General features: G+C 46.5%; 28 protein-coding genes and 1 tRNA gene. 22 read left to right on the forward strand and 7 right to left on the reverse strand.

What is annotated here, in order from left to right; all coding sequences use genetic code 11:
* Nucleotides 1–3: 3 nt before the first annotated feature.
* Both ACZ5V1_RS03110 and ACZ5V1_RS03115 read right to left on the reverse strand, forming a co-directional pair.
* Nucleotides 4–2,097 (reverse strand): TRAP transporter permease, encoded by a 2,094-nt coding sequence (locus ACZ5V1_RS03110; protein ID WP_464390554.1) that lies wholly within the window; start codon nucleotides 2,095–2,097, stop codon nucleotides 4–6.
* Between the two features lie 99 nt (nucleotides 2,098–2,196).
* On the reverse strand, nucleotides 2,197–3,195 hold the full coding sequence (locus ACZ5V1_RS03115) for a TAXI family TRAP transporter solute-binding subunit (RefSeq protein WP_464390555.1): 999 nt from the start codon (nucleotides 3,193–3,195) through the stop codon (nucleotides 2,197–2,199).
* A 244-nt stretch (nucleotides 3,196–3,439) separates the two neighbouring features.
* Between ACZ5V1_RS03115 and ACZ5V1_RS03120 the strand changes: the two genes are divergently transcribed.
* The gene (locus ACZ5V1_RS03120; protein WP_464390556.1) at nucleotides 3,440–4,123 is read left to right on the forward strand and encodes a GntR family transcriptional regulator; all 684 of its coding nucleotides are present in this window, start codon (nucleotides 3,440–3,442) and stop codon (nucleotides 4,121–4,123) included.
* Between the two features lie 132 nt (nucleotides 4,124–4,255).
* Here the strand turns inward: ACZ5V1_RS03120 and ACZ5V1_RS03125 are convergent, their stop codons facing one another.
* Complete coding sequence (locus tag ACZ5V1_RS03125; RefSeq protein WP_464390557.1) at nucleotides 4,256–4,606, reverse strand: hypothetical protein; 351 nt, start codon at nucleotides 4,604–4,606, stop codon at nucleotides 4,256–4,258.
* 249 nt (nucleotides 4,607–4,855) lie between these two features.
* On the opposite strand from ACZ5V1_RS03125, the gene ACZ5V1_RS03130 reads away from it, so the two are divergent.
* The 6 genes from ACZ5V1_RS03130 to ACZ5V1_RS03155 all read left to right on the forward strand — a co-directional run bounded on the left by ACZ5V1_RS03130 (nucleotide 4,856) and on the right by ACZ5V1_RS03155 (nucleotide 12,225).
* A complete protein-coding gene (locus ACZ5V1_RS03130) occupies nucleotides 4,856–5,194 on the forward strand; it encodes a hypothetical protein (RefSeq protein WP_464390558.1) in 339 nt (112 codons plus the stop codon).
* A gap of 299 nt (nucleotides 5,195–5,493) precedes the next feature.
* Nucleotides 5,494–5,569 (forward strand) — tRNA-Thr (locus ACZ5V1_RS03135).
* A 613-nt stretch (nucleotides 5,570–6,182) separates the two neighbouring features.
* Entirely contained in the window at nucleotides 6,183–7,898 is a 1,716-nt protein-coding gene (locus ACZ5V1_RS03140; RefSeq protein ID WP_464390559.1) for a DNA primase family protein, read from the forward strand.
* Between the two features lie 341 nt (nucleotides 7,899–8,239).
* The gene (locus ACZ5V1_RS03145; RefSeq protein ID WP_464390560.1) at nucleotides 8,240–9,463 is read left to right on the forward strand and encodes a hypothetical protein; all 1,224 of its coding nucleotides are present in this window, start codon (nucleotides 8,240–8,242) and stop codon (nucleotides 9,461–9,463) included.
* Nucleotides 9,464–10,246, forward strand: coding sequence for a hypothetical protein (locus ACZ5V1_RS03150; RefSeq protein WP_464390561.1), 783 nt, complete (start codon nucleotides 9,464–9,466; stop codon nucleotides 10,244–10,246).
* Entirely contained in the window at nucleotides 10,246–12,225 is a 1,980-nt protein-coding gene (locus ACZ5V1_RS03155) for a terminase gpA endonuclease subunit (RefSeq protein WP_464390562.1), read from the forward strand. The genes ACZ5V1_RS03150 and ACZ5V1_RS03155 overlap by 1 nt, the downstream gene beginning before the upstream one ends.
* A gap of 252 nt (nucleotides 12,226–12,477) precedes the next feature.
* Here ACZ5V1_RS03155 and ACZ5V1_RS03160 read toward each other — a convergent pair whose 3' ends face one another.
* A complete protein-coding gene (locus ACZ5V1_RS03160; protein WP_464390563.1) occupies nucleotides 12,478–12,849 on the reverse strand; it encodes a hypothetical protein in 372 nt (123 codons plus the stop codon).
* A gap of 360 nt (nucleotides 12,850–13,209) precedes the next feature.
* Here ACZ5V1_RS03160 and ACZ5V1_RS03165 point away from each other — a divergent pair, with 360 nt between their 5' ends.
* Nucleotides 13,210–14,016 carry an HNH endonuclease gene (locus ACZ5V1_RS03165; RefSeq protein ID WP_464390564.1) on the forward strand — a complete coding sequence of 269 codons (807 nt, stop codon included), beginning with the start codon at nucleotides 13,210–13,212 and terminating at the stop codon, nucleotides 14,014–14,016.
* An 82-nt stretch (nucleotides 14,017–14,098) separates the two neighbouring features.
* Here the strand turns inward: ACZ5V1_RS03165 and ACZ5V1_RS03170 are convergent, their stop codons facing one another.
* Nucleotides 14,099–15,097 carry a hypothetical protein gene (locus ACZ5V1_RS03170; RefSeq protein ID WP_464390565.1) on the reverse strand — a complete coding sequence of 333 codons (999 nt, stop codon included), beginning with the start codon at nucleotides 15,095–15,097 and terminating at the stop codon, nucleotides 14,099–14,101.
* Nucleotides 15,098–15,508: 411 nt separating this feature from the next.
* On the opposite strand from ACZ5V1_RS03170, the gene ACZ5V1_RS03175 reads away from it, so the two are divergent.
* The gene (locus ACZ5V1_RS03175) at nucleotides 15,509–15,763 is read left to right on the forward strand and encodes a hypothetical protein (protein ID WP_464390566.1); all 255 of its coding nucleotides are present in this window, start codon (nucleotides 15,509–15,511) and stop codon (nucleotides 15,761–15,763) included.
* Nucleotides 15,764–15,843: 80 nt separating this feature from the next.
* Here ACZ5V1_RS03175 and ACZ5V1_RS03180 read toward each other — a convergent pair whose 3' ends face one another.
* Together ACZ5V1_RS03180 and ACZ5V1_RS03185 are read right to left on the reverse strand one after the other, a co-directional pair.
* A complete protein-coding gene (locus ACZ5V1_RS03180) occupies nucleotides 15,844–16,839 on the reverse strand; it encodes a hypothetical protein (RefSeq protein ID WP_464390567.1) in 996 nt (331 codons plus the stop codon).
* A gap of 36 nt (nucleotides 16,840–16,875) precedes the next feature.
* The gene (locus ACZ5V1_RS03185; protein ID WP_464390568.1) at nucleotides 16,876–18,021 is read right to left on the reverse strand and encodes an ion channel; all 1,146 of its coding nucleotides are present in this window, start codon (nucleotides 18,019–18,021) and stop codon (nucleotides 16,876–16,878) included.
* A gap of 229 nt (nucleotides 18,022–18,250) precedes the next feature.
* Here ACZ5V1_RS03185 and ACZ5V1_RS03190 point away from each other — a divergent pair, with 229 nt between their 5' ends.
* From ACZ5V1_RS03190 to ACZ5V1_RS03250, 13 genes are all read left to right on the forward strand, one after another.
* A complete protein-coding gene (locus tag ACZ5V1_RS03190; protein ID WP_464390569.1) occupies nucleotides 18,251–18,475 on the forward strand; it encodes a hypothetical protein in 225 nt (74 codons plus the stop codon).
* A 3-nt stretch (nucleotides 18,476–18,478) separates the two neighbouring features.
* The gene (locus ACZ5V1_RS03195) at nucleotides 18,479–19,981 is read left to right on the forward strand and encodes a phage portal protein (protein ID WP_464390570.1); all 1,503 of its coding nucleotides are present in this window, start codon (nucleotides 18,479–18,481) and stop codon (nucleotides 19,979–19,981) included.
* On the forward strand, nucleotides 19,971–21,323 hold the full coding sequence (locus ACZ5V1_RS03200) for a S49 family peptidase (RefSeq protein WP_464390571.1): 1,353 nt from the start codon (nucleotides 19,971–19,973) through the stop codon (nucleotides 21,321–21,323). Before ACZ5V1_RS03195 ends, ACZ5V1_RS03200 begins: the two co-directional genes overlap by 11 nt.
* Before the next feature lie 30 nt (nucleotides 21,324–21,353).
* The gene (locus ACZ5V1_RS03205) at nucleotides 21,354–21,740 is read left to right on the forward strand and encodes a hypothetical protein (RefSeq protein ID WP_464390572.1); all 387 of its coding nucleotides are present in this window, start codon (nucleotides 21,354–21,356) and stop codon (nucleotides 21,738–21,740) included.
* Nucleotides 21,741–21,777: 37 nt separating this feature from the next.
* On the forward strand, nucleotides 21,778–22,773 hold the full coding sequence (locus ACZ5V1_RS03210; RefSeq protein ID WP_464390573.1) for a hypothetical protein: 996 nt from the start codon (nucleotides 21,778–21,780) through the stop codon (nucleotides 22,771–22,773).
* Nucleotides 22,774–22,865: 92 nt separating this feature from the next.
* Complete coding sequence (locus ACZ5V1_RS03215) at nucleotides 22,866–23,324, forward strand: phage holin family protein (RefSeq protein WP_464390574.1); 459 nt, start codon at nucleotides 22,866–22,868, stop codon at nucleotides 23,322–23,324.
* Nucleotides 23,321–23,758, forward strand: a complete 438-nt coding sequence (locus ACZ5V1_RS03220) for a peptidase M15 (RefSeq protein WP_464390575.1) — start codon at nucleotides 23,321–23,323, stop codon at nucleotides 23,756–23,758. Before ACZ5V1_RS03215 ends, ACZ5V1_RS03220 begins: the two co-directional genes overlap by 4 nt.
* A 9-nt stretch (nucleotides 23,759–23,767) precedes the next feature.
* Nucleotides 23,768–24,178, forward strand: a complete 411-nt coding sequence (locus tag ACZ5V1_RS03225; protein WP_464390576.1) for a hypothetical protein — start codon at nucleotides 23,768–23,770, stop codon at nucleotides 24,176–24,178.
* On the forward strand, nucleotides 24,171–24,362 hold the full coding sequence (locus ACZ5V1_RS03230) for a hypothetical protein (RefSeq protein WP_464390577.1): 192 nt from the start codon (nucleotides 24,171–24,173) through the stop codon (nucleotides 24,360–24,362). Before ACZ5V1_RS03225 ends, ACZ5V1_RS03230 begins: the two co-directional genes overlap by 8 nt.
* A gap of 2 nt (nucleotides 24,363–24,364) precedes the next feature.
* Nucleotides 24,365–24,685: a hypothetical protein gene (locus ACZ5V1_RS03235; RefSeq protein WP_464390578.1), complete on the forward strand. Its 321-nt coding sequence runs from the start codon at nucleotides 24,365–24,367 to the stop codon at nucleotides 24,683–24,685.
* The gene (locus ACZ5V1_RS03240; RefSeq protein ID WP_464390579.1) at nucleotides 24,685–25,275 is read left to right on the forward strand and encodes a phage tail protein; all 591 of its coding nucleotides are present in this window, start codon (nucleotides 24,685–24,687) and stop codon (nucleotides 25,273–25,275) included. The genes ACZ5V1_RS03235 and ACZ5V1_RS03240 overlap by 1 nt, the downstream gene beginning before the upstream one ends.
* Nucleotides 25,275–25,733 carry a hypothetical protein gene (locus ACZ5V1_RS03245; RefSeq protein ID WP_464390580.1) on the forward strand — a complete coding sequence of 153 codons (459 nt, stop codon included), beginning with the start codon at nucleotides 25,275–25,277 and terminating at the stop codon, nucleotides 25,731–25,733. The genes ACZ5V1_RS03240 and ACZ5V1_RS03245 overlap by 1 nt, the downstream gene beginning before the upstream one ends.
* Nucleotides 25,734–25,991, forward strand: a complete 258-nt coding sequence (locus ACZ5V1_RS03250) for a hypothetical protein (protein ID WP_464390581.1) — start codon at nucleotides 25,734–25,736, stop codon at nucleotides 25,989–25,991. It abuts the gene before it with no gap.
* The last annotated feature ends 1 nt before the right edge of the window (nucleotide 25,992 follow it).

The following is a 25,992-nucleotide window of genomic DNA, read 5'->3' on the forward strand; positions in this document are numbered from 1 at the left end:
CTGCTATGCTGCTTCGGTTAACGCGGATTCTTCCGGTTGCTCATCTAAGTCGAATGCTTTCGTGTACTTAAGTATTGCTGTGAGGGTAGCAAAAATACTTACTCCAATCCAGCATTGAAGCTCCGGCAGGGCATAAAGCAGAACAGCTGTGCAGCCGAATGCAAGACGAAGCAGCGGATGGAGTCTACGAATATATACGCCTTCAAGCGAGACTGCAGTGCAGAAGAGTGCCAACACGATAATCCCGACAGTTAAAATGGTCTGCCATAACGGGCCCAAGAACAGAATTGCCGGTTCATACACAAACATAATCGGGATGATAAAGAGCCCGCTTGCCAGCTTGAATGCATGAATCCCAGTTTGGAACGGGTCTGACTTTGCAATACCCGCAGCTGTGTATGCTGCTAGACATACTGGCGGGGTAACGTTTGCAGATTGTGAGTACCAGAAAATAAGCAGATGCGCTGCAAGCATAAAGATTGTGGCGTGCTCTGGTGGTACCTGTGAATTAACGATGGCGAACAAAGCTCCGGCGGTTGTCGGGTCGGAGATCATGTTGAGACTCAGTCCCATGGATTCAATGAACTGTGGGTTAACAGCCTGTACATAGCGGAGCTTGATGAGGTTAACCAGAAACGGTGCACTCAACGTAGCCAGAATGATGTATGAAGCGGTTACGGGTAACCCCATGCCTAAAATGAGTGATGCGACTCCAATGAGTCCGATTGTCACCAGTAGGCTTGCCCCTGCAACTGTTGAAATAAGCATAGAAAATTTTACACCAAGGCTTACTAACAGAACGATGCCGATAACTACGCCGGAGCAAAGTAAAATGATAGCTGTGGCTACCATGTTTTTGCCGCCGAGTGCCAACGCATCAACAATGTCAGCCAAGCCCATACGGTGATTCTTCGTCATCCAGCTAGCCCCGACAATAGCACCGATTGCGCAGCAAGCCGCATAGGTCGGTGTGTAGCCGATGCTCATAAGTGTGATGAGCACGGCAATAGGAATAAAGAACGGCCAGCCTTCTTTCAAGACTTCAAAGAAACGTGGAATATCTTCTTCAGCAGTTGGTTTTAGCCCTTCACTTCGGGCACGGGAGTGAACAAAAAAGATTACGCTGACGAAATACAGGATCGCCGGAATAAATGAGATGGCGACAATTTTCAGGTAAGAAATCTGCGTCCACTGTGCCATTACAAAAGCACCAGCGCCCATAATCGGCGGCATAATCTGGCCGCCGGTACTTGCCGCAGCCTCTACAGCAGCAGCAAATTTTGGACTAAAACCGGTTCGCTTCATCATCGGAATAGTAATGGAGCCTGTGCTCACGGTGTTTGCAACCGCGCTGCCGGAAACAGAACCCATTAATCCACTGGAAAAGACCGCCATTTTAGCAGGGCCGCCAACGCTACGCCCGACAATTGAAATGGCAAGTTTAATGATGAAATCACCAGCACCGGATTTTACAAGGAACGAGCCGAACAGCACAAACAAAAATACATACGATGCAGAGATTGTTGCGATGCTGCCGAAAATTCCGTCAGGTGCAAAGTACATACGGTACAGTACTCGCGAGGTGGTTACTCCGGGGAAGTTCCAGTTGCCAGAAAGAAATTGTCCCCAGTACAGGGCATAGCTCAGGAAAAACACAGCGAGCAGAGGGATAATTTTACCTGCGGCGCGGCGTGCGATCTCCAGCATGAGTAGCAACGTCAGTCCTGCAAAGAATATATCAAGGCCTATCATCTGCTCGTTTCGGGCGTGCAGTGCATCCTCAAAAAATACTAAATAGAGTCCGCAGACAACGCTAAGTACTGCAAGAAACCAATCCAGATATGGCTTCTTGTCCAGACTTTTGGAGTTGAACGGATAAATCATAAAAGCAAGTGGAACAAAGAAAGCAAAATGAAGTGCATTTCTTTGAATCTCCGGCATTAACCATACCGTGTTAGTGAGTACATGGAACACACTTGCAGCAATACATAGACAGTAAAAAACAGTAGCAGGGCGGCTTGTTAGCTCGCGTGTGCTGACCATTACTTCACCGGAGTCTTCTGTGGCTTTGACTCCCTTCTTTCTAAACAATCCCATACCTGAACCTTATTCTATACCGTTAGTTGTCAGTAACTTTTGTTGTCTATGATGCCTCCCGCAGGAGGCATCCCCAAACCCTTTAGCGGGGCATTTAACTTATTTGGAAATAAGGCGATCAGGAATTTCAATACCGACTTCACGGTAGTACTTAACCGCACCGGGGTGCAGTGCCACAGGCAAGCCATAAAGAGCATTGTCGAGGCTCATGTTTTTGGTAGCGGAGTGGATTGTACCGAGGAAGTTGAGGTTTTCGTAGATGGTCTTGGTAACCTTGTAGACTACTTCGTCTGGAAGGTCGGCACGTACAGCTAAGAAGTTAGGCTGTGCGATAGTACGAATATCTTTTTCCTGACCGGGGTATGTTTTTGCGGGGATGACATAGCGGTACCAGATAGGGAATTCTTTCTGGATGCGTGCGAGTTGTTCATCGGAGAAATCGAGAACTGTGGCGTCTCCGTGACTCATGGCAAAGAGCTGAGTTATCGCTGCGGCGGGTACACCGGCAGGGATGTTTGCGCCAGCGATGCGGTTATCGAGCATTGCCTGTGTAGAAGGGGTGTAGCCAAGGAATTCGAGTTTCAACTTACTTGGGTCAATTCCAAGAACACTGAGGAGAGCACGTCCGGAGCCTTCTGTGCCACTTCCGCGTTTGCCAATGGAAAAGCGTTCGGTGAGCGCGCCGATATCGGCAATTGTTCCGGTTTTTACGTATTCATTCATTAAGGCAAAGTGTTCAACATTCGGCCATAGCATGGTTACGGAGCGGAAAGAGTCTACAGGCTTACCCTGATAAAACCCTTTACCCCGGGATGCCTGAAATCCGAACAGTGATTGAAGGATTGCAAAATGGGCTTCTTTATTATTCAACATTTCGATGTTTTCACCGGAACCTGCGGAGTTGATCGCAGTAGCGGTAATGCCGTCATTTTTAGCAAGCTTTAGGCTAATGAGAGTGCCGATGCCAACACCGACAGGGTAATAGGTGCCACCTGTTGTAGCGGTTGCAATGATGAGACGTTTATTGTTTTGAGCCATAGCAGGAATGCTCATGGTCAAAAACGCAGCAATGATGATGAGAGAACAGATCTTACGCACAGTCACACTCCTTGATCGCAATAAAAAGGTAAAAACAACGGGTCATTAAAAAATTTCTGTCAGGGCTTGACAAGATTGTCAACAATTTTGTTGTATAGGTTGTTATTCATCAATTGTACGATAGCTGGACATAGGATGATAGATACTTTACTCAGCTTCTTTCCTTTTGTGGAAAGTTGGGTATTATCCAGACCGCCATTTTTATGGTGGTTATTCTAAAAGATAGTAATGGTAGGAATTTGGTATGAAGGACTGTCCACCTAGCCAGAGTGTTGCTGACCACTTGGAAGATTTAATTCTTTCGGGTCAGTTGTTGCCAAGAGAGCGTCTTGGCGAAACAGACATGGCAGATAGATTTTCTGTTAAGCGTCACGTAATTCGTGATGCCTTCAAGGTGCTTGAGAGCAAAGGACTTATCGAAATTAAGCGATACAAAGGTGCACGTGTTGTGAGTCTTTCTATGAAAGAAATCAGCGACGTGTTTGACATTCGCATTAATTTAGAAAGTTTTGCTTACAGTCTTGCCTTGAACAATATGCATGAAGAAGACTTTGCGGGGCTAGAAACCATTGCGCAAAAATTTCTTGATAGCGTAGACACGGCAAGTATTGAAGAATTGAGCAGGCTCAACACAGAGTTTCATAATATTATCTACAAACGTGCGGATAATATTCCTTTGCTCGAGATTATTACCGATCTGCACATTAAACTTTATATCACTCGTTTTGCCGCTTGGGATAAAAGAGAAAACATCATTCAGTCGGGTGAAGAGCATTTAGAGTTTATTGATGCATTGAGGAAGAAAGATCTCGAGGTCTTGAACGATCTTGCGCGTAGGCATATTTATAACTCGAAGATTGCGTACGAAAAACGTGTATCAAAAATTACTCCTCTTGCCCTGTGTGAAAAAGAAGTCCGTTTTGAATAAATAAAAAGCTGAATGTACCTATTGGAACATTCAGCTTTTTTTTATGGATTTTCGGGGTCATACAATAGTACATAGAAAAAGGCGGCATCATTATGATGTCGCCTTTTTTTGTATGCTGACTCAAGGCAGGGGTTATTCTTTAATAACTGCGTTAAGGCTTGGTGCTGCCTTAAATGTAACAGTTTTTTGGCCATTTACGGTATCAACTTTAAATTCGCCGAATCCACCAAGGTCAATGACTTGACCGTTTTTTAGACCCATTACGATTGCTGCTTTAATCACATCAAATGCGAGGAATGCTTCATAATCATCAGCAAATTTGTCGCTCATTGCCGTGGTGAGGTTGTTAACGATATTTTTTGTGTATCCAGATATTGGGTCGTGCTTAACTCTTTCACGCACTGCATCAATATCAGAGGCGACAACTTGGCAGCTTTTGTTTGAGCAGGACATACAAACACCGGGATAATCTTGGTTAGCCATGAAATACTCTCCTTTCTATACAAATGTAGAGCAAGAGTACCACGCAGGATTTGTTTAGGTCTATGTGATAGCGTGTAGATTCTTTTCAGTGAGCAAATGTTTTCTGTTTATCTAGAAACGTGATGGGGATTGGGGCATTCTGCAATGTTAAGAAGCCTTGCGCAAACATTGAAGAAGTGTTGATTTGAGAGCTTATTTGACGAGGCAAATACGAATTCTAGGTTTCAACAGTCAGTTGAAGAGACACATATGAACCTTGTACCGTTACACATAAAAATAGCAGAGGAGCATCCTGCATATCAGTGGGCAAAATCTCAATCAGATTCAGTAAATGCTATTGGAAAGATAGACACATATTCAGATTGTTATACGGCTGAACCGACTAACTATACTGGTGAAGTTGATGCCGTAGTTTTTGATTGTACAGAGACGATGCCGATTGCAAAGCAGTTCGAGAAAGCAGATTTATATGGAAAGGCGGTTGTTCTTTATGCAGGTGTGTTGGACTTTGTCGGATATGGCAGTAGTGCATATGAGAAAAGTGATACATTTCCTGACCCAATAGTTATTAGACGTTTTGCTGTCTAGATTGCCCGCGTTTATAGTAATCGACGGCTGCGGTATTGAGACTAATGGAAATGAGCATCAGCGGTTCGACAAGCAGTGCGAGACATAACATCGTTTTGTTATCGAAAATGTTTTGCTTCCGGGAGAAACTTCGAATTCATTACGACGTATTCATATTGTAGTTGATCGCACACCACCTTCAACAGGAATGCGCTGCCAAGTGTGTGGTGAGTATGTTTGTGAGTAGTATCCTCTCTAAATATAAAGACCTTTCTCTTGACCCAAAGAATCTGTTGCGATAAAAACCATTCCTCACATAAGCCAACATAGCTCAGTCGGTAGAGCAACTGTTTCGTAATCAGTAGGTCGTCGGTTCAATTCCGATTGTTGGCTCCATATGATTTCAAGGACTTACGTCACACCAGCAGGTGTGGTGCAGGTCCTTTTTTGCGTTCTGTCCCCATTTTGTCCCTCTCCTGTCCCTCCTCGTATCTAGGCACGACGCTTCACCAAGATCCATTCAGCAGCATCTATACATCTGTCGCCGCGCTAGCGGCATCCTTCTTTCACGTCGGTCGCGACCGTAGGGAAGCGCCTGACGCTATGCCCGTGCTGTCCCTCTCTTTCCCCCTCCCCCCATTCCTAAGACCCAGCGGAAACTCTAATGGACACCAGTCAGAGCTAATTATGCCCCAAATTGGGCGTAGGTACTTTCACCGTTTTCGTCGGACACGGGTACACAGAAGCGCAAAGCTTGAACGGATGGTGGGCTGGGAAAAAAGTGAAAAAGTGAAAAGCGTGCACTTGGCTAGGGCCTTAACAGTATTGCCCGTGCTGATTGTGATGAGCTACGTCCAGCGGATTGTTTCACGCGCTGCTCGGAAGAGTGAGCAGCGCGCTCTGTCCCTCTGGTTGGTCGAGGCGCAAGACAGTAGCGTCCGAGCATATCCCATTTCTTTATGTAGGCAATATGTGGTTTTCCTTTCAATTCACCAGATGGAGGTGCGGCGTGGCTAAGCAACCAGAATCAACCTCTCCTGATATTCAAGGCAAACATCCGTCCGAAATGACGCGCGAGGAACTGCGTGCGCTGATCACCCAACAGGTAAAGGATGAAGAGCAGGCCGCGTGGGATGAAGCGCGCAAAAAGTTTCCTGACAAGCTTGATGTGAAGCGGGAAACGCCGCCACCTTCGTATGCCATTTGGCAGGGCTTAGCGCCTAAGGAAGAGAAGCTCAAAACGTACTCCATGAAGCAACTAAAACACTACATGAACAGGAACGAGCTGGGTGATCTTGAAATGCTTTTGAACAGGAGCAAGGGCAAGTACTGCTTTGATAAAAAATCCGGAGAATGGTGGATGTTTGACGGTGTGTGGCGGCCTGATGCTGTGAGTGAGTTCGGGAGGGAAGTAATGAACCTTGCCGAACATTTCGACGGGGCAGCCCAGAAGCAGTGGAAGGTGGTGCAGAACCCGAAAACAGTGGAAGAAGGCAAGCTTACTGAAGCAAAGTTATTGCATAAGTCGTTTACTTCCAGAGCGAAATCTTTACGCGGCAGCTCGCGCCGAACATCGGTGATGCGTACAGCAGTAGTAGGAGAAGAATCCATGGCGATGTCCGGAGAAGAGTGGGACAAATATCCAACGTTATTGGCAGCACAGAACGGCTATGTGGATCTGGAAACAGGCAAGCTCTATCCGCCAGATCCTAAGATGTTTATCCGCCAGAGATCGCCGTATCCGTATGTGGGATTGCATGCCCGAGATCCCTTCTTTGACGACATGGTGGAGAAGCTGCTTTGCGGCTCGGATGGCCTGATGTCTTACGTGCAAAAGGTCATAGGCTACGCGGCGACGGGGCTTCTTACGCATAAGGAATTTTACGCTGCATTTGGCCCGTTGGGGAACAATGGCAAGTCTATGTTCTTTAACGCCATGTGTGACGTTCTGGGCGATTACGCGGCTACGTTACGCACAGAATTGTTGTTGGAAGGAAAGATGCTGAACAACGAAGATCCGTTTTGGATTGCCCTTCGGAATAAGCGAATGGCTGTAGCCAGTGAAGCTAAAAAAGGCAGTAAATTCAGCATGGATAGAATCAAACTTGTTACGGGTTCTGACGCTACAGTTGTGCGTGGGTTGTATGAAGCGCCGACTGAGATCCGCATGCCTTGCAAGCTGTTTTTGCACACCAACTACATTCCGAGAGCGCATGGCGGCGACCATGCTTTTATGGATCGTTTACGCATAATTCCGTTCACAGCGCGTTTTGTGAACGACACAAAAATGGTTGATGAGGAAAAACATATTTACATGGGAAAACCCATGAATGTCATTGAAAAACAGCTAAAAATGGCTGGTCCGGCGATCCTCTCTTATGTCGTAAATGGGGCAAGAATGTACCTAAATGGCATGGATTTAACACCTCCTGAAGAAGTGCTGAGATACACCAAAGAGTACATTGAAGATGCTGATGTTATTGGTGAATTTATCAAAATGAGATGCATTTTGGGCGAAAAGCAAAAGAACCAAGTTAAGCCACTTTATAGCGCTTTTAAGGCGTTTTGTGCGCAAGAAACGGATAAGCCGGAAAAAGCGATTCCAGTCTTCAGCAGTTTTGTGTCAGACCTCGTTCGGCGTCAAGGAATTACAAAGAAAACAACTAATTATGCTTTCTTTCATGGCATTAGCCTACGTCCTGAGTTCTTTAGCGAAAAGTCGTAATGGCGTGAAAGCACTAGAAAGACGTTGTAATTCTGAGGCTTTCTATAAGATTTCTTTTCCCTTAACTCCTTATATTCTCTTTCTTTTTTTCTTTTTTATAGATTTATAGAAGAAGAAAGAAAGAAGAGAAGAAAAAAGAAAAAAAGGAAAAGAAAGAAAAAAATAGAAGATATAGTTTTTTGAAAAAGTCTGTCGGTTCAAGAAAAGTCTTTTTTTCTACTTTTGAGCCGAAAACTCCCCTGAACATCAGAGTTTGGAGCCGACAGAGTTTCTCAGGGAAGTAGATCTCACTTTCTAGTTTGGCGGAAAGCCCCTGTGGGGGCGTTGGAAAGGAGTTTTATATGGGCGTTGCTAAGCAGCTTCATTTTGCGGACAGGGAACGAATAGCCCGAAGTATTCTGGTGGACGATAAGCCGCTGCAGAACGGCAAGATTCCGGCGAATTGTCCGTTTCACACGGAAGAAACCCCGGGCGGGGCATTCTTCTACGACCCGACCGAGGACGTGGGCAGGTGCTACAGCTGCGGTGACTGGGCAGATCTGGTGGGAATTTTTAACGCTGTGAACGGTCGCGCTTGTGACGACGGCGATGGGTTCCGCGAGTTTGTTTCCACGTATCTGGACGACTCTGTGCATTTTATGCCCAAGGAGCGCAAAGCCCTTGTGGCTACAGAGCAGCCAAAGTGGGAACCAAAGGCGCACGATATGCCGCCGGAACGGTGGAGCCTGAAGGCGCAGGAGTTTGTGGACGAGTGCGTGGATGCCTTGCAGCGTAATTCGGAGCAGCTTGCCCGCTTGAAAGAATGGGGCATTACTCCGGCGGTTGCCAAGGCAGCCAAGATTGGCTGGTTTGCTGCAGCAGGTGAGCATGGCGAAATAGCATACCGCAAGTTTACCCACTGGGGTTTGCCGTTGCAGCTGAACGCTAAAGGCAACGAGCGATGCATACGTTTGCCGAAAGGGTTTGTGTTTTGCGGCTACCGTAGCGACGGGAAGCAGTACCGCATAGCGCGTATGCACATTCGCTGCGAGAATGCCGGAACGGATAATTTGCCGAGCTATCTCCAGCTTACTGGTGCAAGTTCCCAGTACTACGTTTTTGGCAGGTATGATTCCAAAGTTTGGGTGATTGTGGAAACGGTGCGCGATGCGATTTTGATCTGGCAGGAGCTTGGACACTTTGGCGTGAGCGTAATGGCAATAGGCGGTGCTTCCAATAGGCCGGACGAAGGAGCGCACAAACTTTTGCTTGAGGCAGAGCTTGTTGTGAACGCGATGGATGCAGACCCTGCAGGGCTGAAAAACAGCTGGAAGTTTGACCCGACCGCGCACGGGCAGTTTTCTTGGCAGGTGGAATATCCGCACTCTGTTCGCTGGCCAGTGCCGAAAGCGGCGGGCAAGGATGCAGGCGATCTGCCACGGAGCGGGCTTTCTGTTTGGGATTGGTTTTCAGCAGGATTACCGAGCAATGTTTTGAGACGGGTTGAGAGATTGAGAGAAAAAAAATTGCGAGAAGCTTCTGTTGCGGGCGCGGCAGGACAGACCACAGGGAAGGAGGCAGCATAAATGGCAGGCGAATTTTTTGAAAACGTGAATCAGGTTCACACGTATTTGAAAGCGCAAGGCTGGAAGGTTGCCTACAACACCCTGCGCAAGGCCATTGATGAGCGCAAGCTTGTGGAACGCAGAAAGGGCGGCTTTGCCCAGCGTACCGTTGACCAGTTTGCTCGAGCTCACCTTGCGAAGAAGGCCGACCCGACTCCGGAACCGGAACTGCCGGCAGAAGAAAAAGTTACTCCGGGGCTGCATGAGCAAAAGCTGCAACGCCAGATTAGCGGCATGGAGATGAAAGAGCGGCGCGAGCATTTTGCCTTTATGCGTGAGCGCGGCCTGTACACCCAGACCGTGACGGTAGAGCGCGAACTTGCTGACCGCTGGCTTTCCATCAAGCTGTTCTTAAGCTCTTGGCTTGTGGCAGAAGCAGACACCATTCTTGCCATGCTTGGCGGTGATCCGGAGCAAGCGTTGCGAGTTCTTGAACTGGTGCATGGTGACAAAGCCCACGCGGATGCTCTTTCTCAGCACATGTTTTCCCGCAAGGCGGAGCTTGTGGACTTGTTCCGCAAAGGTTTGACTGAAGCGCTTAGCAAGTTTGGAAGCGGGCAGTGGTTTACGGAAGAAATGCGCGAGGCATGGGAAGAATTTGAACTGAACCGCGAAGATGCCAGCCGTGAAGCTGCGGAAGATGTGCTTGAGCTGCTGGGTGCTGACATTGATCCGGAAGCAGTGGAAGCGACACTTACCGCGATTCTTGCCCAGTATTGGGTTTTACCGAAGGAGGCCGCGTAATGACTTACCTACCGCCACCATTTGAGCTACGCGAAGGGGAAAAACAAGTGCTTGTAGTGCGGGAATGGCTTTCTACGTATGACTTTTCCCGCAAGCATTTCTTTCTCGTTACAGGCCCCTTCAAAGGGCAGAACTTTAGGCACGACATAATTCCCTGGGCAAAGCACATCATGGACATGTGGGACAGGCCGGAGATTCGCGAAATCATCATTTGCGGCACATCACAGGTTGCTAAAACTTCCATAGCCTATGACTGCCTGCTTGCAAATCAGTACCGTTCCCCAGCTCCTGCGGGGCTTGGTATGCCGGATAGAGAAAACTTAAAGCGCGTGATGGATGAGAAGATTGCAAAGCACATTCTTGCTTCCAGTCAGCTGCGCAGAATGCTTTCCGACGGCGAAACCGTGAACAAGGGGCAGGTTCGGTTTAAAGGCTCCACCATTTACGGCATGTATTCGCACTCTGAAGCTTCCATGTCTTCCGTGACCATGCGTGATCTCGGTTTGGATGAAGAAGACGCGTATGCACCGTATGCAGTGCAGACCATGATGGAGCGGCAGATCTCTTACGGGGATGAAGCTAAGACCATGCGCTATTCCAAACCTCGCGGAAATGAAAAAACCTCTTCCATCTGGCGCGGCCTGAAGCATGACGCGCAGGTAATTTACCAAGTGCGGGCGCGTTGTCCTATCGAGCTTTGCGGACACCTGCAGATTATGACGGATAAAAATATTGTGGTGCCGCGTTTGTGCAAGGGCTGCGGCTGGCAGGGCTTTCCGGATGCTGAAACCTGCCCGCATTGTGAAGGGAAAATGGAAACCATAAGCGACCCGCAGCGTATTCTTGTTCAGGATTTAGCCCGTTACCGGTGCGAAAAGTGCGGCGCGTTGTGGAACGACCACATGCGTGATCTGGCAGTACGCGGCGGCGATATGTACGCCGAGCGTGAGATAGAGAGGCCGACAAAGGTGGGCTACCACCTGCCGAGTTGGATTTCTCCTTTTACCAAACTTTCCAAGGTGGTTTCGGACTGGTTCAAGTCGTACAACAGCGGCGATCCCAAATTGCTGCGCAAGTATGACAACGACCACAAAGCCATGCCGTACAAGGTGCAGGCTGTGCAGACTGATGCGGACGTGCTGCGCAAAATGGTGCGCCCAGAGTGTGACTCGATGGTTGTGCCGGAAGGTGTGCTTGCCCTGACCTGCGGCATTGATATGCAGATGGCGGGCTTTTGGTTTACGGTGCGCGGTTGGTTGCGGACTCGCGAATCTTTCCTGATTCAGTACGGCTGGCTTGATACTTGGGAAGACGTGGAAGAGCTGCTGTTCAACACCACGTTCCCGCATGTGAGTCGCACGAACGTGCGTTATCCGATTTGGCGCGCAGGCATCGACATTGGCGGTGGTGAAACGGAGATAGAAGGCTGGTCGAAAACTGACGAAGTTAAGAACTGGCTTGTAACACTTCCGAGTCGCGGTTTTCCTGACAACGTTGTTACCGGCATCAAAGGGGCATCCAGAACGCAGCAGCTAACAGTTCGCGCATCACGCATGCAGCTGAACCCGCTTGATGCAGCAGCAGGGCAGGACAAAATAGGTTTGTACACGCTGGATACCAACGACCTGAAGGACACGATTTTTTCAGCACGAGTTGGTGAAAACGCACGGCAGCCCATGTGGCTGCACAAGGACACAGACGAGCGATACTTCACCCAGCTGACAGCAGAAGAGCGGGTGGAAAAAGAGAACGGAGCCGTTGTATGGCGCGCTAAAAGTGCCAACAACCACTTACTGGATTGCGAAGTTTACGCCGCTGCGTGCGCCCACGCGGACTGGATGCCAGCACTTGTAACGCTGGATCAACCACACTGGAACCTAACGACGCCGAAAGCAGAAGCGCCAGCGCAGCAAACACCCACAAAAGCCTTTAACGGTCGCATGAAACGACTGGGGAGGATTAACCCAAATGCAAGATAACAAGAAGTGTATAGCGGACTTACATAATCTCCCGAAGGAAACCTTCCGCAAGATTATGCGTGAAGTGAGCAAAGCAAAGGCGGTGGACTATACTTCTCGATATGGTGCTTTTTGTCCCGTTTGCGGCGCTGAAAGGTGTAAGGTGACCCGAAGTATAGCTTGGCACCAAAACTCGCGTGAGAGGTATCATAGATGCGCAAAATGCGGGCACTGCTTCAAGAGTGTTGAGGCTGCTTAGTGGGGTTAGGCGAATTAGCCTTCTTTTTGGATTTGTTCGAGTCTTTTGCCAAGAATAGTGAAAGAGGCAACCGCTGTGAGGCTGCTGGCAGCCAGTACACCTACTGTTTGCCACAGCGTCACGGTGGAAATAGCCGGATTTGAGAAGATGTAATTACCGCAACCCCAGAGCAGAGTTTCAAAGCACAGGATGCCCGCAATAAGACCGCTTTGAGCAATCGGGCTTGGGGCGTGCTCCTTGTTTTCCATATTGTAGCTTATGGCAATAACGATGGTGAACAGCACAATGTTGAATAGAACCCACAAATTTGCAGGCAGAAAAGCAATAGTGACCAGCGGCGTGACAACGAACAGGAAGATCAGGAGCAGCGAGACTTTTTCTTTCATTGAGGCAAGTCCTAAAGCTTAGTTGTTTGATCGGGAATAGTGTTATGTGATGGCAGTCTTTGTCAAACAAAAGGTGAAATAACAAATGGGGATACAGATGAGCGGTATCACCGCTGTGCGGAATGCGGGGATTATTTTAAGAATGTGGAGGAAGGTGCAAGTAAGAGGCTTGGATAACGTGGGCATTTTTCCCGGAGCGTGATGAACTTGTTTATGTTTGATCAACAAGGGCATGAGATAAATGGGCCCGCGTAGGGTAATCGTTTTTTGAATAGACTAACTTAGCAATTTTATAATAAATTTTCTGAACTACTTAAGCAGAATGATTAGAAGATTACGTTTTAGTACAGGAGAAAATGTATGCCTCAATACGCAATTATTACAGAGAACGATGAGTCTAAATGGGATGATGTTACTGGCAGGCAGTACCATTTTCCTAAAAGATATTTAAAGTTTCTGAATCCGGGTACGCGATTGATTTACTATAAAGGGCGGATGAGAAATAAAGAGTACGAAGGGAAGAGGCTTACCAAGGAAATGCACTACTTTGGTACCGCTATTATGGGAAAAATCTTTCCGGATACAGAAAGTTCAAAAGATGATTGTTTTGGAGAGATCGAGAATTTCTTTGCGTTCGCAGAGCCTGTCTTAGCCAAAACAACAGATGGATATCTTGAAAAAATTCCGGAAAGTAGAAAAAAAAACTATTGGCGTGATGGAGTGCGTGAAATTGATGAAGCAGCATATATGCTTATCGTTGAAGGTGCAGATTTAAGGGGAATGCCTGGCCAGGATGAAGAGTTCAACGATTTAAATTTTAACTTTGGATCTGAAGGAACAGAGGGTGGAAAAAAAAATGTTTATTCTTCTGTATATGAGCGTAATCCAAAATTAAGAAGAATTGCAATTGCATATCATGGAACAACATGTGTGGCTTGTGGGTTTAATTTTGAAAAAAACTACGGTGAGTATGGCAAAGGATATATTCATATCCATCACATCAATCCACTTCATGAGCAGGGTGGAAAACATTTCGTGGATCCTATTCGGGATTTGGCACCTCTTTGTGCTAACTGTCATGCAATCGTACATCGGAGGCGGAATGACGTTTTAAGTATCGAAGCATTGAGGAGGACAATTAATTCAAATAGAAGTGAAAAAAGCTGATAGATATTATCAGCTTTTGTTTAGAACATTGTGCGAGCATAAAAAGTGGTGTTCGGCTAATTGGTCTTTTTGATCAATCAAATTAGTAAAAATCAGTTAATGATCTGTTTAAGTTCATTAGCTGGTCATATTTTGTTTTTTTTGTAGTGAAGTTGGTGTGTTGTCCATATGTGAAAATTATATCGTCTGCTAACATTTCTATATGCTTTTCTAATTTGGTTTCATTTTTCATGTAAGCTATCAATGCTGGACTCTTCCAAAGAAGTTCTTTTGATGTTTTGGATTCAGTCATGTTGTTTGTAATTATAAGTTCTTGCATTGATAAAATAATATTAAGTAAGCGAAATTGGCTGTCATTCAACATTCTTTTATATTTATCTAAATTTGATTTTAAAAATGAAAATTCCATAATTCTTTTAGAGAAACGAAAATTTTCTTTAAAATCATGATAGCTAGCAAAATTAAACAGTGTTGAAATGATAGTAGTAACATATTCTATCTCTTTTGAAATATTGCAATCAAGAGATTTCATATGTTGTAATGAGTCGTGACCATTTATTTTAATTGGTAGTTGCCACATTGTTGAATTTATTTTTTCTTCAATGCGATTCGTTAACTTGCCTGCCTTGCTACTATATCCATTTTTTCTTACCTCTTTTTCTAGCTCTCTTATATTGGAAGGAATTTCTGTTAATTTACTGGCTAATTCTAAACGATATACTTTTCTTTCTCCCACTTTATTACCATAGTCTTTGGCTAAACCTTCATCTAAATCAGATTGAGTAAGTTTGATTTCAACATTAGCAGTATCATTGTGAGGAAAAAAGAGAAGGTAAGTTTTTCTAGGCGCAATAAATTCTACATGCTTTAATCCTTTTTCTAGTATCTTTAGTTCATTAAAAAACATGTTTCTATGGAGTTGAAACCGTTCTATATTATTAAGCATCTTTTCTTCATTGTAATTACTGTAGGTGAAAAAGATGCTAATTATTGAAAGTAAAAGTGCGACAAATGATGGTAGTCCGTTTACAGCCAAGGATATTTTTTCTTTTTTGGTGAACTGGTTAGAGCAACTCGACATGTTTGTGTGTCTCCTTTTTTAAGAACTCGTTCTCTACATGCTGTTCTGATAAGGTTCAAGAGAAGTAACTCCATAAAATTCAAAACAATTTACGAATTCTTACAGGTGGGTTTAAAGTGCTCTTCCTTGACACCCCAACAACTTCCATGCTTAATAAAAAAAGGTGCTTGAAACACACCTTGAATACAGCGGCCAACCGCTCCCGTCAGCAGTGGCTTTTTTATGCCCTTTTTCCAGACGTTCCTTAGGAAAAGTGCATCCAAAATTATTTTGCCTCTATTTTGTCGGGAGTCTGCAAGCCATACAATACCCGTATGGGAAAAGTTTGCAGGGCGCACTGTATTGCGTTGTTTCAAGCTCCCGACATTTTTAATTTTGGTCCTTGAAACGACCGTAAATACAGGAGGCATCATGCCTAAATCAACCACACCCACTGCTCTTATGAGCCACCTAAATGACATTCTTTATCCAATCCAAGCATACGCAGAAGTTTTACAAAGAAGTGATGTAGATCATGCATCCCTTGCGGGTTACGTTCTTGATGCCCTTTGCAACGATGCAGAAGGCAAAATGGAAAAGCTGACAGACGCACTAGAAAAGCAGTTCGGCAGCCTCGGCGTGAAAGGCTCTTACGACACTGAGATAGTGCAGAAAGGTAGTGCTTAGAGCGTGATGAGTTCTGCTGAATAAATACACATAGAAAGATATTTTAAAAGCCCCCTTAGCTGATGCTGAGGGGGCTTTTATCAATTGTTGTTTGCAAGAAGATTTGTAAGTTTTTCAGAGACAGCATTTGTGTTTTGGTTATCAATTTTTGCAAGTTCGATACTTGCAGTTGTTTGCCCTTTCTCAAGAATCGCATTTCTATCGGTTTTAATTAGTTCAAGTAGGATCTCTTGAAATGAAGGTGCTGATTCTGTGAGTAAGCATGCAGTGATTGCTGAGTTTTTTAAAACAATATTTGTAATTTCATTTTGGAAATATTTAATTTCAGCAAGTGTTGATTTGTAAAGCTTAAGAAAGAAATATGCAAAAGTTTCAATAATAATTACAAGAGATAGCCTTGGGAGAAATATATAAGTAAATTTTTCAGGTGTCATTTCAGATAGGTGTTGCGACACGAAAAAATACAACATTGCAATTCCGGAAATAGAGATGGCAATACCAATGACAAGATTGACATTTGCTCTTTTGCCGAGCGTTATAAGAATTCGTTCTAATTTATAAATATGTTTCGAAACAGGTTCTGAAACAAGATTAGTGTTTGAGAATTGCTTTAATTCTTCTTCATAACTATTGAAAAAATGGTTGGTTACTTTCTCAATGGACTCACCAACTGCCTTATCAATATCAATTTTAGTTAGATCGTATCCAGAATTAGAGGGTTTTTCTTCATCATCCCATGTTGCTATTTCTTTTTCGGTGTTTTGGAACAAAATCTCTCTAGAATATTCTTTGTGTTGCTGCACTAAGTCTGAAGAAAGATAGATGATAACAAAAGAGATTGTTGTGACAACAATAGCTATAAGAGCATATTTGAGGAAGTCTGCAGGAGTAAACCAATAGGGATTATACACAAGTACTTTTGGAATTGAAGTTGATAAAAAATAAATTAGTATACATGTGGTAAGCGCAGCAATGATTCCAATTGCCTTTATCAGCTTCACGAATGCTGGTAATGATATTGGACTGTTCCCTAACTCTTCAATTAAGGCTTTTAGTTCTGAAAATATTGACGACACGTTATTTCTCTCGTTTTTTTGTTTCAGTTTGGAAGGTTAGACTTTGATCTGTCTACCAACTAAAATTACCGAGATACCTAAAAAGACATAACCAGTGATGACTTCTAAAGTAACCAGTAGCATTCCTAAAGAGCCTTTGGGGGTGATATCGCCGTAGCCTAAGGTCGTAAATGTCACAACGCTTAGGTATACAGATTTAAGTAATTCACCTTTTATCTCGATGAATTCATTTGGAAGGGCGTAGTAGCATGCGGCAAAAAAAATGATAAAAATAAGATCCCAAAGTAGGACTACTGGAATAGAGCTCCAGTTCTTAGTGAAGAGGCATGAAAGAAAAAGTTTTCCTTTTCCCTTACCGAAACGAGAGTTTTCTATCATTCGTGTAGTATTTTCATACCAGTAGGCATATTCTAGTGCGCTTCGCTCTTCGACACTACCTGACATGGTGATCTCATTGCACGAGAATTCAGTTTCTAATTTCTTTTTGGGAGAGTGAAAAAAACGTGACAGTAGGTTCATGTATGAGATTTTCGTAATTCTAGGATTTCTTCCAAAGAAATTAGCAGTAAGTTTTATTGCATTGATTCCACATAGAGCAAGATTTGCATCCGAAAGAGAAAATTTACCAGTAAGGCATGTTAGATGGCTTTGCTCAAAGTTGCAGTCTGCAAAGTTTATATTTTCTAATTGAACGCACTGGAATTTGGAGTTCTTCAGGCTTGCATACGCAAAACATGCATTTGCTATGGTGCTATTTGAAAACCTAATGTTATCTAAATTGATTCCTCTTAAGTCCGCCCAACCTTGATGCTGTCCAGCCCTGCTCGTTATTTGGTCAAGAGCTGCATTAAATGGACAGATTTTTCCATTGTAATTAAAAGCTAGTTCGTTGAAATCAATATGGCATAGGTATTCTTCTTTTGTTAGATTTTCCCGCCAGTGTTCCTTCATAAACTGGTTGTGCTTTGTTTGTCGTGCTTCAATAAAATTCAAGACTGCTTGTCTTAGCGGCTGTCCTAGTGGTGTTTTCCATCGTAATATGCATACAGTTTTTTGTGCCAACGGGTTGCCATAATGATTTATTGCAGCTGTGCATTCTTCTTCATGCTCAAACCAAAATTCATGAAGCTCACCTTTGACGGTTATTCCCTGTTTTTTTAATTTTTTTATGATGTCTTTCATTAAAAGCGACCCGTTCTCTGCTTGTTTTGTTATTAGGTTCTAGTGAGTGCTCGCTTTAATACTGGAATTGTAAAAACAAAGTCAAATAACTTCCCTCTACAACTACACTTTTTTGACATCAAGTAACCTTCCACCCCCAGACTTCTACTACGCCCCATCTATCGACAAAATTTTTACCACCACCGTATGATCGTTCGTGAATTTCACACACTGATCATATGAGGTGGTTATGTCCGAAAAATCCCTTCCCGATTCTCTTACTCCTGAAAAAACAGAAAATGCGCTTGAAGAGGCGTTGCAGCGCGGTGCTGAATATGCAGTGGATGGCTTTTCGCAGAAGAGCCATAACATTCGCGATATTATGGCGGTGCGCCGTGAGCTGATTGCTGAACAGGCGGCAGAGCGCGGTAATTTGCTGCAACGTGGCTTTAACCCTATTCCTCGTAGGGGGTAGGGCATGCGTGGGCAGGCTAATCGCGCATTCTCCCGTAAACGTTCTTACGGGAAAACCGTTCGCCGTAGTGGTGCCAGTATCCAAGGTACTATGGCCAACTATGTGAGCACGGTTATTAGCGAACGTATGGCAGAGCGGGAAAAGTCCCGCGTTGTTGAACGTGCGCTTGATCTCTATACCAACGATTCTATGGGGCATGGTGTCATTGAGGGCGGTCTTATTGAAACTGTCGGCATCGGCCTTACTCCTTCTTTTACTCCCCGTGCTGAATGGATTGGCAAAGATGCGGCATGGGCAGAGCTTTTTGAATCCCGCGCGAATCAGATGTTTAACCGCTGGGGTCTTGGCGTACACCTTTGGTGTGATGCTCAGCGGCGTTTAGACATGTATGGCCTGCAGGCGTTGCAATATTTTCAGTGGAAGATATTCGGCATCGGGCTTGCTCAGGTTGTTGTCCGTAAAGATCCGCTTCGCCCGCTTGGGCTGGCGCTGCTTCCTATTTGTCCTTCCCGTTTGGGTACGCCTTCCAATGCTACTGGCGAAGTTTTCGACGGTATTGAGATTGGCAAGTATGGCGAACCTACCCATGCCTATATCCGCAAGCCTGACCGTCCTACCGGAAACACGGCAGACTGTTTTGAACGCGTACCTATACGCGATGAAAAAACGGGACTGCCTAAACTGCTGCTTACCTGCGACGTTCGAAACGTTGCCGAGTACAAGCAGGACTCTATTTACGCGACCCTTATTAAAACCCTGCGCGATGCAAACGACATGAGCGACGCCGTGCTTGTGGGTGCTGTTGTGCGCAACCTGTACGTTGGTTTTATCAACGCTGTTAGTGCTACCGGTACTGATAAGAATTTGAGCGTTGAAGAGCGCATTATCCAAACCGACAACGGCACCATTTTGCAGGGGCTGAAGGGCGAGTCCATGGACTGGTTCTCCCATACCGCAGCACCGCAAAATCTGACTGACCTTACCAGCATGATCCATGACCGAATTGGCGTTGGTACTGCGCGCGGGCAGGAAAATATTCTGCGCAAGTACCAAGCCTCTTATTCTGCCAGCAAGGCCAGCTTTGAAAAGGCTGAAGAGGTTGCCGCCTACGAACACACCATTCTTAACCGTGCCTTTAACGCGCCTGTAATGGCGTGGATGCTGTACGAAATGTGCCTTCGCACGCTCCTTCCTGTTGCATCCGCAGCGCATTTTATTGCCAACATAGACGCTTATTATTCCGCAGAATTCCTCCCGCAGCCAATGCGCCAGATCGACCGTAAAAAAGCAGCTGAAGCAGACGTGATTGCACTGAACAGCAACACGACTTCCCTGAAAGATGTTTACGGCAGGGACGGCAAAGACTGGCGTGTGGCAACAGAGCAGCGCGCCAAGGAAAAGAAACACATCAAAGATTTGGAAGAAAAGTATGGCGTGAGCCTTTCTGCCGTTGCGCCAGTTGCCGAGGACGAAGGAACAACAAAAGAGGATGAGGATGAGTCGTAAAATTTTGCAAGGCGAACTTTTCGCCATCTTACCGGAGAAGCTGGAAGCCATTTGCGAGATTGTTGAAGCGCATGCAGACGGCAAACCGCTTGCGTTTACCGGATCTACAAAGCGCAGCAATCGCGAAGAAGAGCCATACGAAACACAGAACGGCGTTGCCGTAATCAACATGTACGGCGTGATGGGGCGCAGGCTTGATGCGTTTGAAGAGATGTGCGGCGGGTGCTCCTGCAGGACGCTTGGCAAGCACATAAACCATGCGCTGGCGAACGATGCTGTTGAGGCACTGCTTGTTGATGTGGACAGCCCGGGCGGAACACTTGCGGGGCTTGATGAACTTTCCGGAACCATAATGCGTGGCCGAAAAGTGAAACCCATTGTTGCCTACACCGACGCGAATATGTGCAGCGCTGCCTACTGGGTTGCCAGTTCCGCAACTGCAATAGTTTCTACCAAGTCCGCCACCGTTGGCTCCATTGGCGTTTTTACTACGCACTACGACGAATCCGCCAAGGATGAAGCGCGGGGCGTAAAGCGCACCATCATAAAAGCAGGTGCCTACAAGGCTGCTATGAGTGAATCGCTCACAGATGAAAGCCTTGGATACATGCAAGACCATTTGCAGGCAGCTTACGACACATTTGTTGAAGCAGTGGCAGAGCATCGAGGCGTTGCAATCGACGCGGTTCACCCATCAATGGCAGACGGAAAAATTTTTACAGGCAAGCAGGCTCTGTCCGCTGGCCTTGTTGACCACATAGGCGACATGGAGTTTGCCCTGAATTTGGCAGGGCAGCTCGCTGCAAACTTTAATCTGGAGAAAAACATGGGAAATGACGCAGTCAAACAAGCGGCAGAGCAAAGCATCAACTATGCAGCCCTGACCGTGGAAGGCTTGAAGGCTAATGCACCGGATGTGGCGCAGGCGATTGCCGGAGAAGCTGCAAACAATTCTGAAACTATTGCCAAGGCCGCCAAAGGCGCAATGGATGCAGAGCGCAGCCGCGCCGTTGAGATTATTAAATCCGGTGCAAGTAACGAGCTTGCGCTGAAGGCAATTGAGGGCGGCGAACCTGCCCACGATATTTACAAGCAGATGGTGGAAGCCATGCAGGAAGGCAAGGTTGATGCGCTTGCCAGTATGGAAGGCTCCCTTGGTGAAGGGGTGGATGCCAAAGGCGAAGAAAAGAAACCGAATGATGCTGGCGGCGGCGGTAAAAAGCCCGACTTTATGGCGCTGGTTGCCGACCATGCAAAAGCTGAAAAGATTGGCAGAGGCGAAGCGACAAAAGCAATGGCTCGGCAGCATCCTGAAGCGTATCAGGCGTGGCTTAATCGATAAACCCGCAACGTGGAACAAAGGAGATTTCTCATGAGTATGGGATACAAGGATCTTGGATATGTGACTCTTCCGGTTGCGGATCGTTTAACCGAAAACTTGCGCGTTAAGCAGGACAACGGCGTTTGTGTGATTGCAGGTGCAGACACTGCCGGATTCGGCACTGTGTTTGATTCCCCGTTTGATGATCCGCGCGCAACCATTGCTCTCTACAACAAGCCTGGGACGCAGATAATGATTGCCAGTGATGCCATTAATGCGGGTGCGGATGTGTACGCAGCAGCTGACGGCAAAGTGAGCATGCTGCCTGCAGATGCCGGAACGTACTACAAGATCGGCGTTGCGCTGACTGTAGCAAAGGCTGACGGCGATGGCGTTGAGGTGGCACCAAACGGCGCTTGCCTGCCTGTTACCGTGTAATTTTTGACCGCACTATCCGCACCATAAGGAAAACACTATGCGAGCTACTGGACGATTTTTACCACGCGAAGATTTGAGCGCCATGATCACAGAGGATGTGCTCAATCAGGCAGAACATTCCGGCTATGTGGCAACACGTCTTATGCCGTACTGCTGGGTTAATCGCGATTCCGGCACGTATCCGGTAATGCCGATTAAATCTTTGTACAACACTGCGGACACAAACCGCACCTCAAGCGGTGCCTACAACCGCGCATTTGAAGAATTTGAACAGGGTAACTTCCGCACCCGTGAACATGGTCTTGAAGGGCCGATTGATGACAGAAATGCAGCTGTCTACAAAGACGTTTTGGACATGGAAGAGACTGTTACCAAGCTGACAATGGGCAAGGTTCAGCACGCGCATGAGATTCGCGTGGCGAACAAGCTTATGGACGTGAACAACTTCCCGACTCAGGACGCCAGCGCGCCTTGGGCTGACCATGAGACTGCTGATCCTAAAACAGATGTGACGAAGGGCGTAATTGATATGCGCTCCCGTGGCGTAAGCCCGAATACGCTTGAGGTGAGCTGGGCGCAGTACATGAACCTGATTAACTGCAAATCGGTGAAGGATGCCATCCATTACCTTTTCCCAGACACCAAGAAGACAGGGAATATTACCCTGACTCACCTTGAAACCTACCTTGATATTTCCATTGTTGTGGCGGGTGCGCTTTTTAACAGCGCCAACGCCAAGAAAGAGCCGAAGCTTGACGGTATTTGGACAGATGAACGCGCGTTGCTGTGCCTTACAGCTCAGCAGGATGCTCAAGTAGTGACGCCGTGCGTAGGGCGTACCTTTATTTGGAATGAAGGCGCGCGCGAAGAGTTTGTTGTTGAAGATTACCGTGAAGATGCAAACCGTGCGGACATTATCCGTGTGCGCCACGATGTTGATGCAAAGCTTCTGCGTTCTACAGATCCGGAAACTGACAAAGTCCTCAGCGATATTTCCCGTCGCTGCGGTTTATTGATCACAGGCATTAAGTAATCACGTAGCAATCCTCCGCAAAACCCCTGTCCGGCTGAATTGATACTCCCCCCAAGTATCGATTTGGTCGGGCAGGGCCATAAGGAACCGCAATGCAGGAACTAGTACAGACGTATCTACAACAATTTACTAGCAACGCAGATTTAAAAGGTACTCCAGCATTGCTCGGTGCTGCGCTTGGCGCTGTGTTTGGTGGTTCCGTCCCGCTAATGTCTGCACTTGTAGCATTGTGGGTGCTGGATTTTGTTCTTGGATTCAAAAGAGCGTGGCGACTTGGCAGTCTTTCCAGACACAAATTCAGGGCAGGGCTCTTTAAAATAGTGCTCTACATGATCACGATTCTTGTGATGGGGCTTACCGAGTTTTCCCTGGGTAATCTTTTGCCCATACGAGATTTGATGATCTCTTATCTGTGCGTCACAGAAGCTCTTTCCTGTATCGAGCATTTATCTTTTTTTGGGGTGCCAATCCCGCAGGCGTTACGCGACCGCTTAAAAAATTACCGCGACTGTTTGCATGAGTGTCAGCTGCCGCAGGGAGGTTCTAAATGAGAAACCTTACAGGCTACAGAACAGATCATTTTGCGTTGTATGAGCTGCTGCCTAAATACCAATTTTCCGTACTTTCAACAGCAACCGGCTGGGGATTGTTTGACCCTCGCATGTTGTGGACGCTTGACCGCCTGCAGGAGCGATTCGGCACTGCCACAATGAATGACTGGTACTGGAACGGACGTAACCAGTTTCGTGGATGGCGGCCCTTTGATTGTCCCGTGGGTGCTGATCTTTCCTCCCACAAGTTTGGCCGAGCTGGGGACATAATCTTTAAAAAATATCCGGCTGAAGAAGTCCGCGTTCACATTTTAGAGAATCCGGACGACGACGCTTACCAGTACATTACCTGCATTGAAATGAACGTGAGCTGGTTCCATTTTGATACCCGAAATTACAACACAGCAAACGGTCTTTTGAAGATCTACCCATAGGAGAACATCATGAAACGACTCGTTGCATTTGCATTGGTAGTTGCCTTTTGCCTGCCGCTGGCGGGCTGTGATGAGCTGACGGAGAATACGGCAACGGTGTTGAAAGCATGTGACATTGCTTACAACGGCGTGATGGACGGTTCCGCAGTTGCCTTTAACCAAGGCTTCATCACCAAAGATACAGTTGCCCGTGTAGCGCATATTGCCGCCATCTATCACAGCAGTTGGAAAGCTGCCTGTACCGCCTTGGAAGAATACAAAGTGGCAGAAGAATCCGGCGATGCTGTGAATAAGGAGGTGAAGCGTATTTCTTTAGATGCTGCGGTTTCTCTAGCACGAACCAGACTGGATGAACTCAAAACCTATTGGCACGAAGCTAAAGGCGCATACACCGAACTGAAGGAGAAAGGCGATGAGTAGAAACGACAAGATTCTAAATATTATCGAGCTTACTCTCGAAGTTGGTCCCGACATTGTTCAAGGGATTATCGACTTATGCCGCTCTGGGAATGTCACCCCAGAATCAATCCGAAACATGAAAGAAGATTCTAAAGACCCATACGAGATTCTTGCAGAACACGGCATCAACCTTAAGGACGACTAGCCATGCTTTCCCGCGAACAGATGATTTCTGATTTTCGCGCCATCCTTGATGATGTCGGGCAGCTGGTCACGATTAACGATACCGAGCTGCTCGCCATTGTCAAAGACGGTGGAACGGAAATGCTTAGTGATGGAGACGAACGCCAAGGCTTAGGCGGTTCAGCATCGATCATGGAGCTACGTTTTATCGCTGACGACTGGCCTAACCTTCCAAAGATTGGCGCTGATCTGAACATCAACGGTGAAGCATGGACGGTCAGCAATCGTTGGAAGCTATGCATGGGAACCACCCTAAAATTGCAAGTGTTTCAGGAGGTCTTTTAATGCCTCTGGTGAATATTGATAGCGCCCAGATTGAACAAGCTGTGAAGAAAGCAGGACGCGCCTTGCAGCTTGTTCCTCAAGGCATTGAAAAAGTGACGTCGCATGCAATGAACCGCACGATTACGGGCATCCGTACTGACATCGTGAAGACTGTTTGCGGAATCTACAACGTGCCTCAATGGCGAGTGCGAAATCACATATCCATATTCAAATCTAATCGGAAAGACTTACGCGCGCATTTACGACTTGAAGATAGCAAGAACGTTTCTTTGATGCGCTACGGCGGGCGCTCTGTCGCTATCAACAGGAAAATGTCCAAGCGTAAAGGTGCCACGGTTCAGGTTCATAAAACAGGTGCGCGAAAGCCCATTCATGATGCCTTTATTGCCAAGGGACGTAACCACGCAACGCTCATATTTAAACGTGACGGAAAAGAGCGAAACCCCATTCATGCTTTGTACGGCCCGGGCTATCCCAATTTGTTCAAAGATGACGACATTAGAGGGGATCTCCAACGCAAAGCTGAAGAGCGTTTTGAAAAGAACTTTTCCCACCATGCCCAAGCACTCATAAACGGGATTATCGGCTGATGTTTAAAGACTTACTCGACCGCGTTGAACAGTTTGTTTCTGAAGCAGTGGCAGACCTTGCAATGGAGCAAAAGGGTTCAGACACACTCGGCGCTGTGAAGGTTTTTAAAAGTGCTGTGCCGAAAGACACTGACGCAGAAAAGACTTTCCCCTGCGTCGTGGTGCGGTGGATCAGCGGCGAAGATGATGAGGAAGGCTATTGCACAGAACAAGTTGACTTACTCTGCGGCGTGTATTCGCGCGAGGGTTTTGCTCATGCAGAAGACTGGATTGCAGTTGTAACCGGCAGGCTGCGCCGCAAGCTTTCCACCCTGAACCATTTAGGCAGCTGGGAACTTGTTCGGCCTGTGAAGTTTGCAAAACCGGAACCGGAAGAACAGCACAAACATATGCATATGGGTGTTGTGCGCACCACATGGCAGGGACAATATCTTTCACTCAATACAGGAGATTTATAAATGGCTACAGAAAAACAACCCACCGCCAAGCAAGAGGCTGTTATGTACTTAGGCACTTCTCTCAATGGAGATCGCCACGTTGTGCATGGCTCCGTGTTTGTGCGTGGCAAGCTGCCTCCTCATTTAGAGAAGGCCGTAAAAACAGATGATAACTTTGCTGCGCTTTTTGTGCCTGTATCAAAGGCCGGTGCAGCAAAGCGTGACCTTGCAAACCCTAACAGCGCAATTGCTAAAGCTTTTGCCGCAACACAGGGGTAAC

It is taken from the genome of Halodesulfovibrio oceani subsp. galateae (assembly GCF_055397225.1).

What these genes read in the sequence shown, in the direction of transcription:
- ACZ5V1_RS03110 (WP_464390554.1), bottom strand. Translation starts at nt 2,097, where the DNA reads ATGGGATTGTTTAGAAAGAAGGGAGTCAAAGCCACAGAAGACTCCGGT.
- ACZ5V1_RS03120 (WP_464390556.1), top strand. Translation starts at nt 3,440, where the DNA reads ATGAAGGACTGTCCACCTAGCCAGAGTGTTGCTGACCACTTGGAAGAT.
- ACZ5V1_RS03125 (WP_464390557.1), bottom strand. Translation starts at nt 4,606, where the DNA reads ATGGCTAACCAAGATTATCCCGGTGTTTGTATGTCCTGCTCAAACAAA.
- ACZ5V1_RS03130 (WP_464390558.1), top strand. Translation starts at nt 4,856, where the DNA reads ATGAACCTTGTACCGTTACACATAAAAATAGCAGAGGAGCATCCTGCA.
- ACZ5V1_RS03145 (WP_464390560.1), top strand. Translation starts at nt 8,240, where the DNA reads ATGGGCGTTGCTAAGCAGCTTCATTTTGCGGACAGGGAACGAATAGCC.
- ACZ5V1_RS03150 (WP_464390561.1), top strand. Translation starts at nt 9,464, where the DNA reads ATGGCAGGCGAATTTTTTGAAAACGTGAATCAGGTTCACACGTATTTG.
- ACZ5V1_RS03155 (WP_464390562.1), top strand. Translation starts at nt 10,246, where the DNA reads ATGACTTACCTACCGCCACCATTTGAGCTACGCGAAGGGGAAAAACAA.
- ACZ5V1_RS03160 (WP_464390563.1), bottom strand. Translation starts at nt 12,849, where the DNA reads ATGAAAGAAAAAGTCTCGCTGCTCCTGATCTTCCTGTTCGTTGTCACG.
- ACZ5V1_RS03165 (WP_464390564.1), top strand. Translation starts at nt 13,210, where the DNA reads ATGCCTCAATACGCAATTATTACAGAGAACGATGAGTCTAAATGGGAT.
- ACZ5V1_RS03170 (WP_464390565.1), bottom strand. Translation starts at nt 15,097, where the DNA reads ATGTCGAGTTGCTCTAACCAGTTCACCAAAAAAGAAAAAATATCCTTG.
- ACZ5V1_RS03175 (WP_464390566.1), top strand. Translation starts at nt 15,509, where the DNA reads ATGCCTAAATCAACCACACCCACTGCTCTTATGAGCCACCTAAATGAC.
- ACZ5V1_RS03185 (WP_464390568.1), bottom strand. Translation starts at nt 18,021, where the DNA reads ATGAAAGACATCATAAAAAAATTAAAAAAACAGGGAATAACCGTCAAA.
- ACZ5V1_RS03190 (WP_464390569.1), top strand. Translation starts at nt 18,251, where the DNA reads ATGTCCGAAAAATCCCTTCCCGATTCTCTTACTCCTGAAAAAACAGAA.
- ACZ5V1_RS03195 (WP_464390570.1), top strand. Translation starts at nt 18,479, where the DNA reads ATGCGTGGGCAGGCTAATCGCGCATTCTCCCGTAAACGTTCTTACGGG.
- ACZ5V1_RS03200 (WP_464390571.1), top strand. Translation starts at nt 19,971, where the DNA reads ATGAGTCGTAAAATTTTGCAAGGCGAACTTTTCGCCATCTTACCGGAG.
- ACZ5V1_RS03205 (WP_464390572.1), top strand. Translation starts at nt 21,354, where the DNA reads ATGAGTATGGGATACAAGGATCTTGGATATGTGACTCTTCCGGTTGCG.
- ACZ5V1_RS03210 (WP_464390573.1), top strand. Translation starts at nt 21,778, where the DNA reads ATGCGAGCTACTGGACGATTTTTACCACGCGAAGATTTGAGCGCCATG.
- ACZ5V1_RS03215 (WP_464390574.1), top strand. Translation starts at nt 22,866, where the DNA reads ATGCAGGAACTAGTACAGACGTATCTACAACAATTTACTAGCAACGCA.
- ACZ5V1_RS03220 (WP_464390575.1), top strand. Translation starts at nt 23,321, where the DNA reads ATGAGAAACCTTACAGGCTACAGAACAGATCATTTTGCGTTGTATGAG.
- ACZ5V1_RS03225 (WP_464390576.1), top strand. Translation starts at nt 23,768, where the DNA reads ATGAAACGACTCGTTGCATTTGCATTGGTAGTTGCCTTTTGCCTGCCG.
- ACZ5V1_RS03230 (WP_464390577.1), top strand. Translation starts at nt 24,171, where the DNA reads ATGAGTAGAAACGACAAGATTCTAAATATTATCGAGCTTACTCTCGAA.
- ACZ5V1_RS03235 (WP_464390578.1), top strand. Translation starts at nt 24,365, where the DNA reads ATGCTTTCCCGCGAACAGATGATTTCTGATTTTCGCGCCATCCTTGAT.
- ACZ5V1_RS03240 (WP_464390579.1), top strand. Translation starts at nt 24,685, where the DNA reads ATGCCTCTGGTGAATATTGATAGCGCCCAGATTGAACAAGCTGTGAAG.
- ACZ5V1_RS03245 (WP_464390580.1), top strand. Translation starts at nt 25,275, where the DNA reads ATGTTTAAAGACTTACTCGACCGCGTTGAACAGTTTGTTTCTGAAGCA.
- ACZ5V1_RS03250 (WP_464390581.1), top strand. Translation starts at nt 25,734, where the DNA reads ATGGCTACAGAAAAACAACCCACCGCCAAGCAAGAGGCTGTTATGTAC.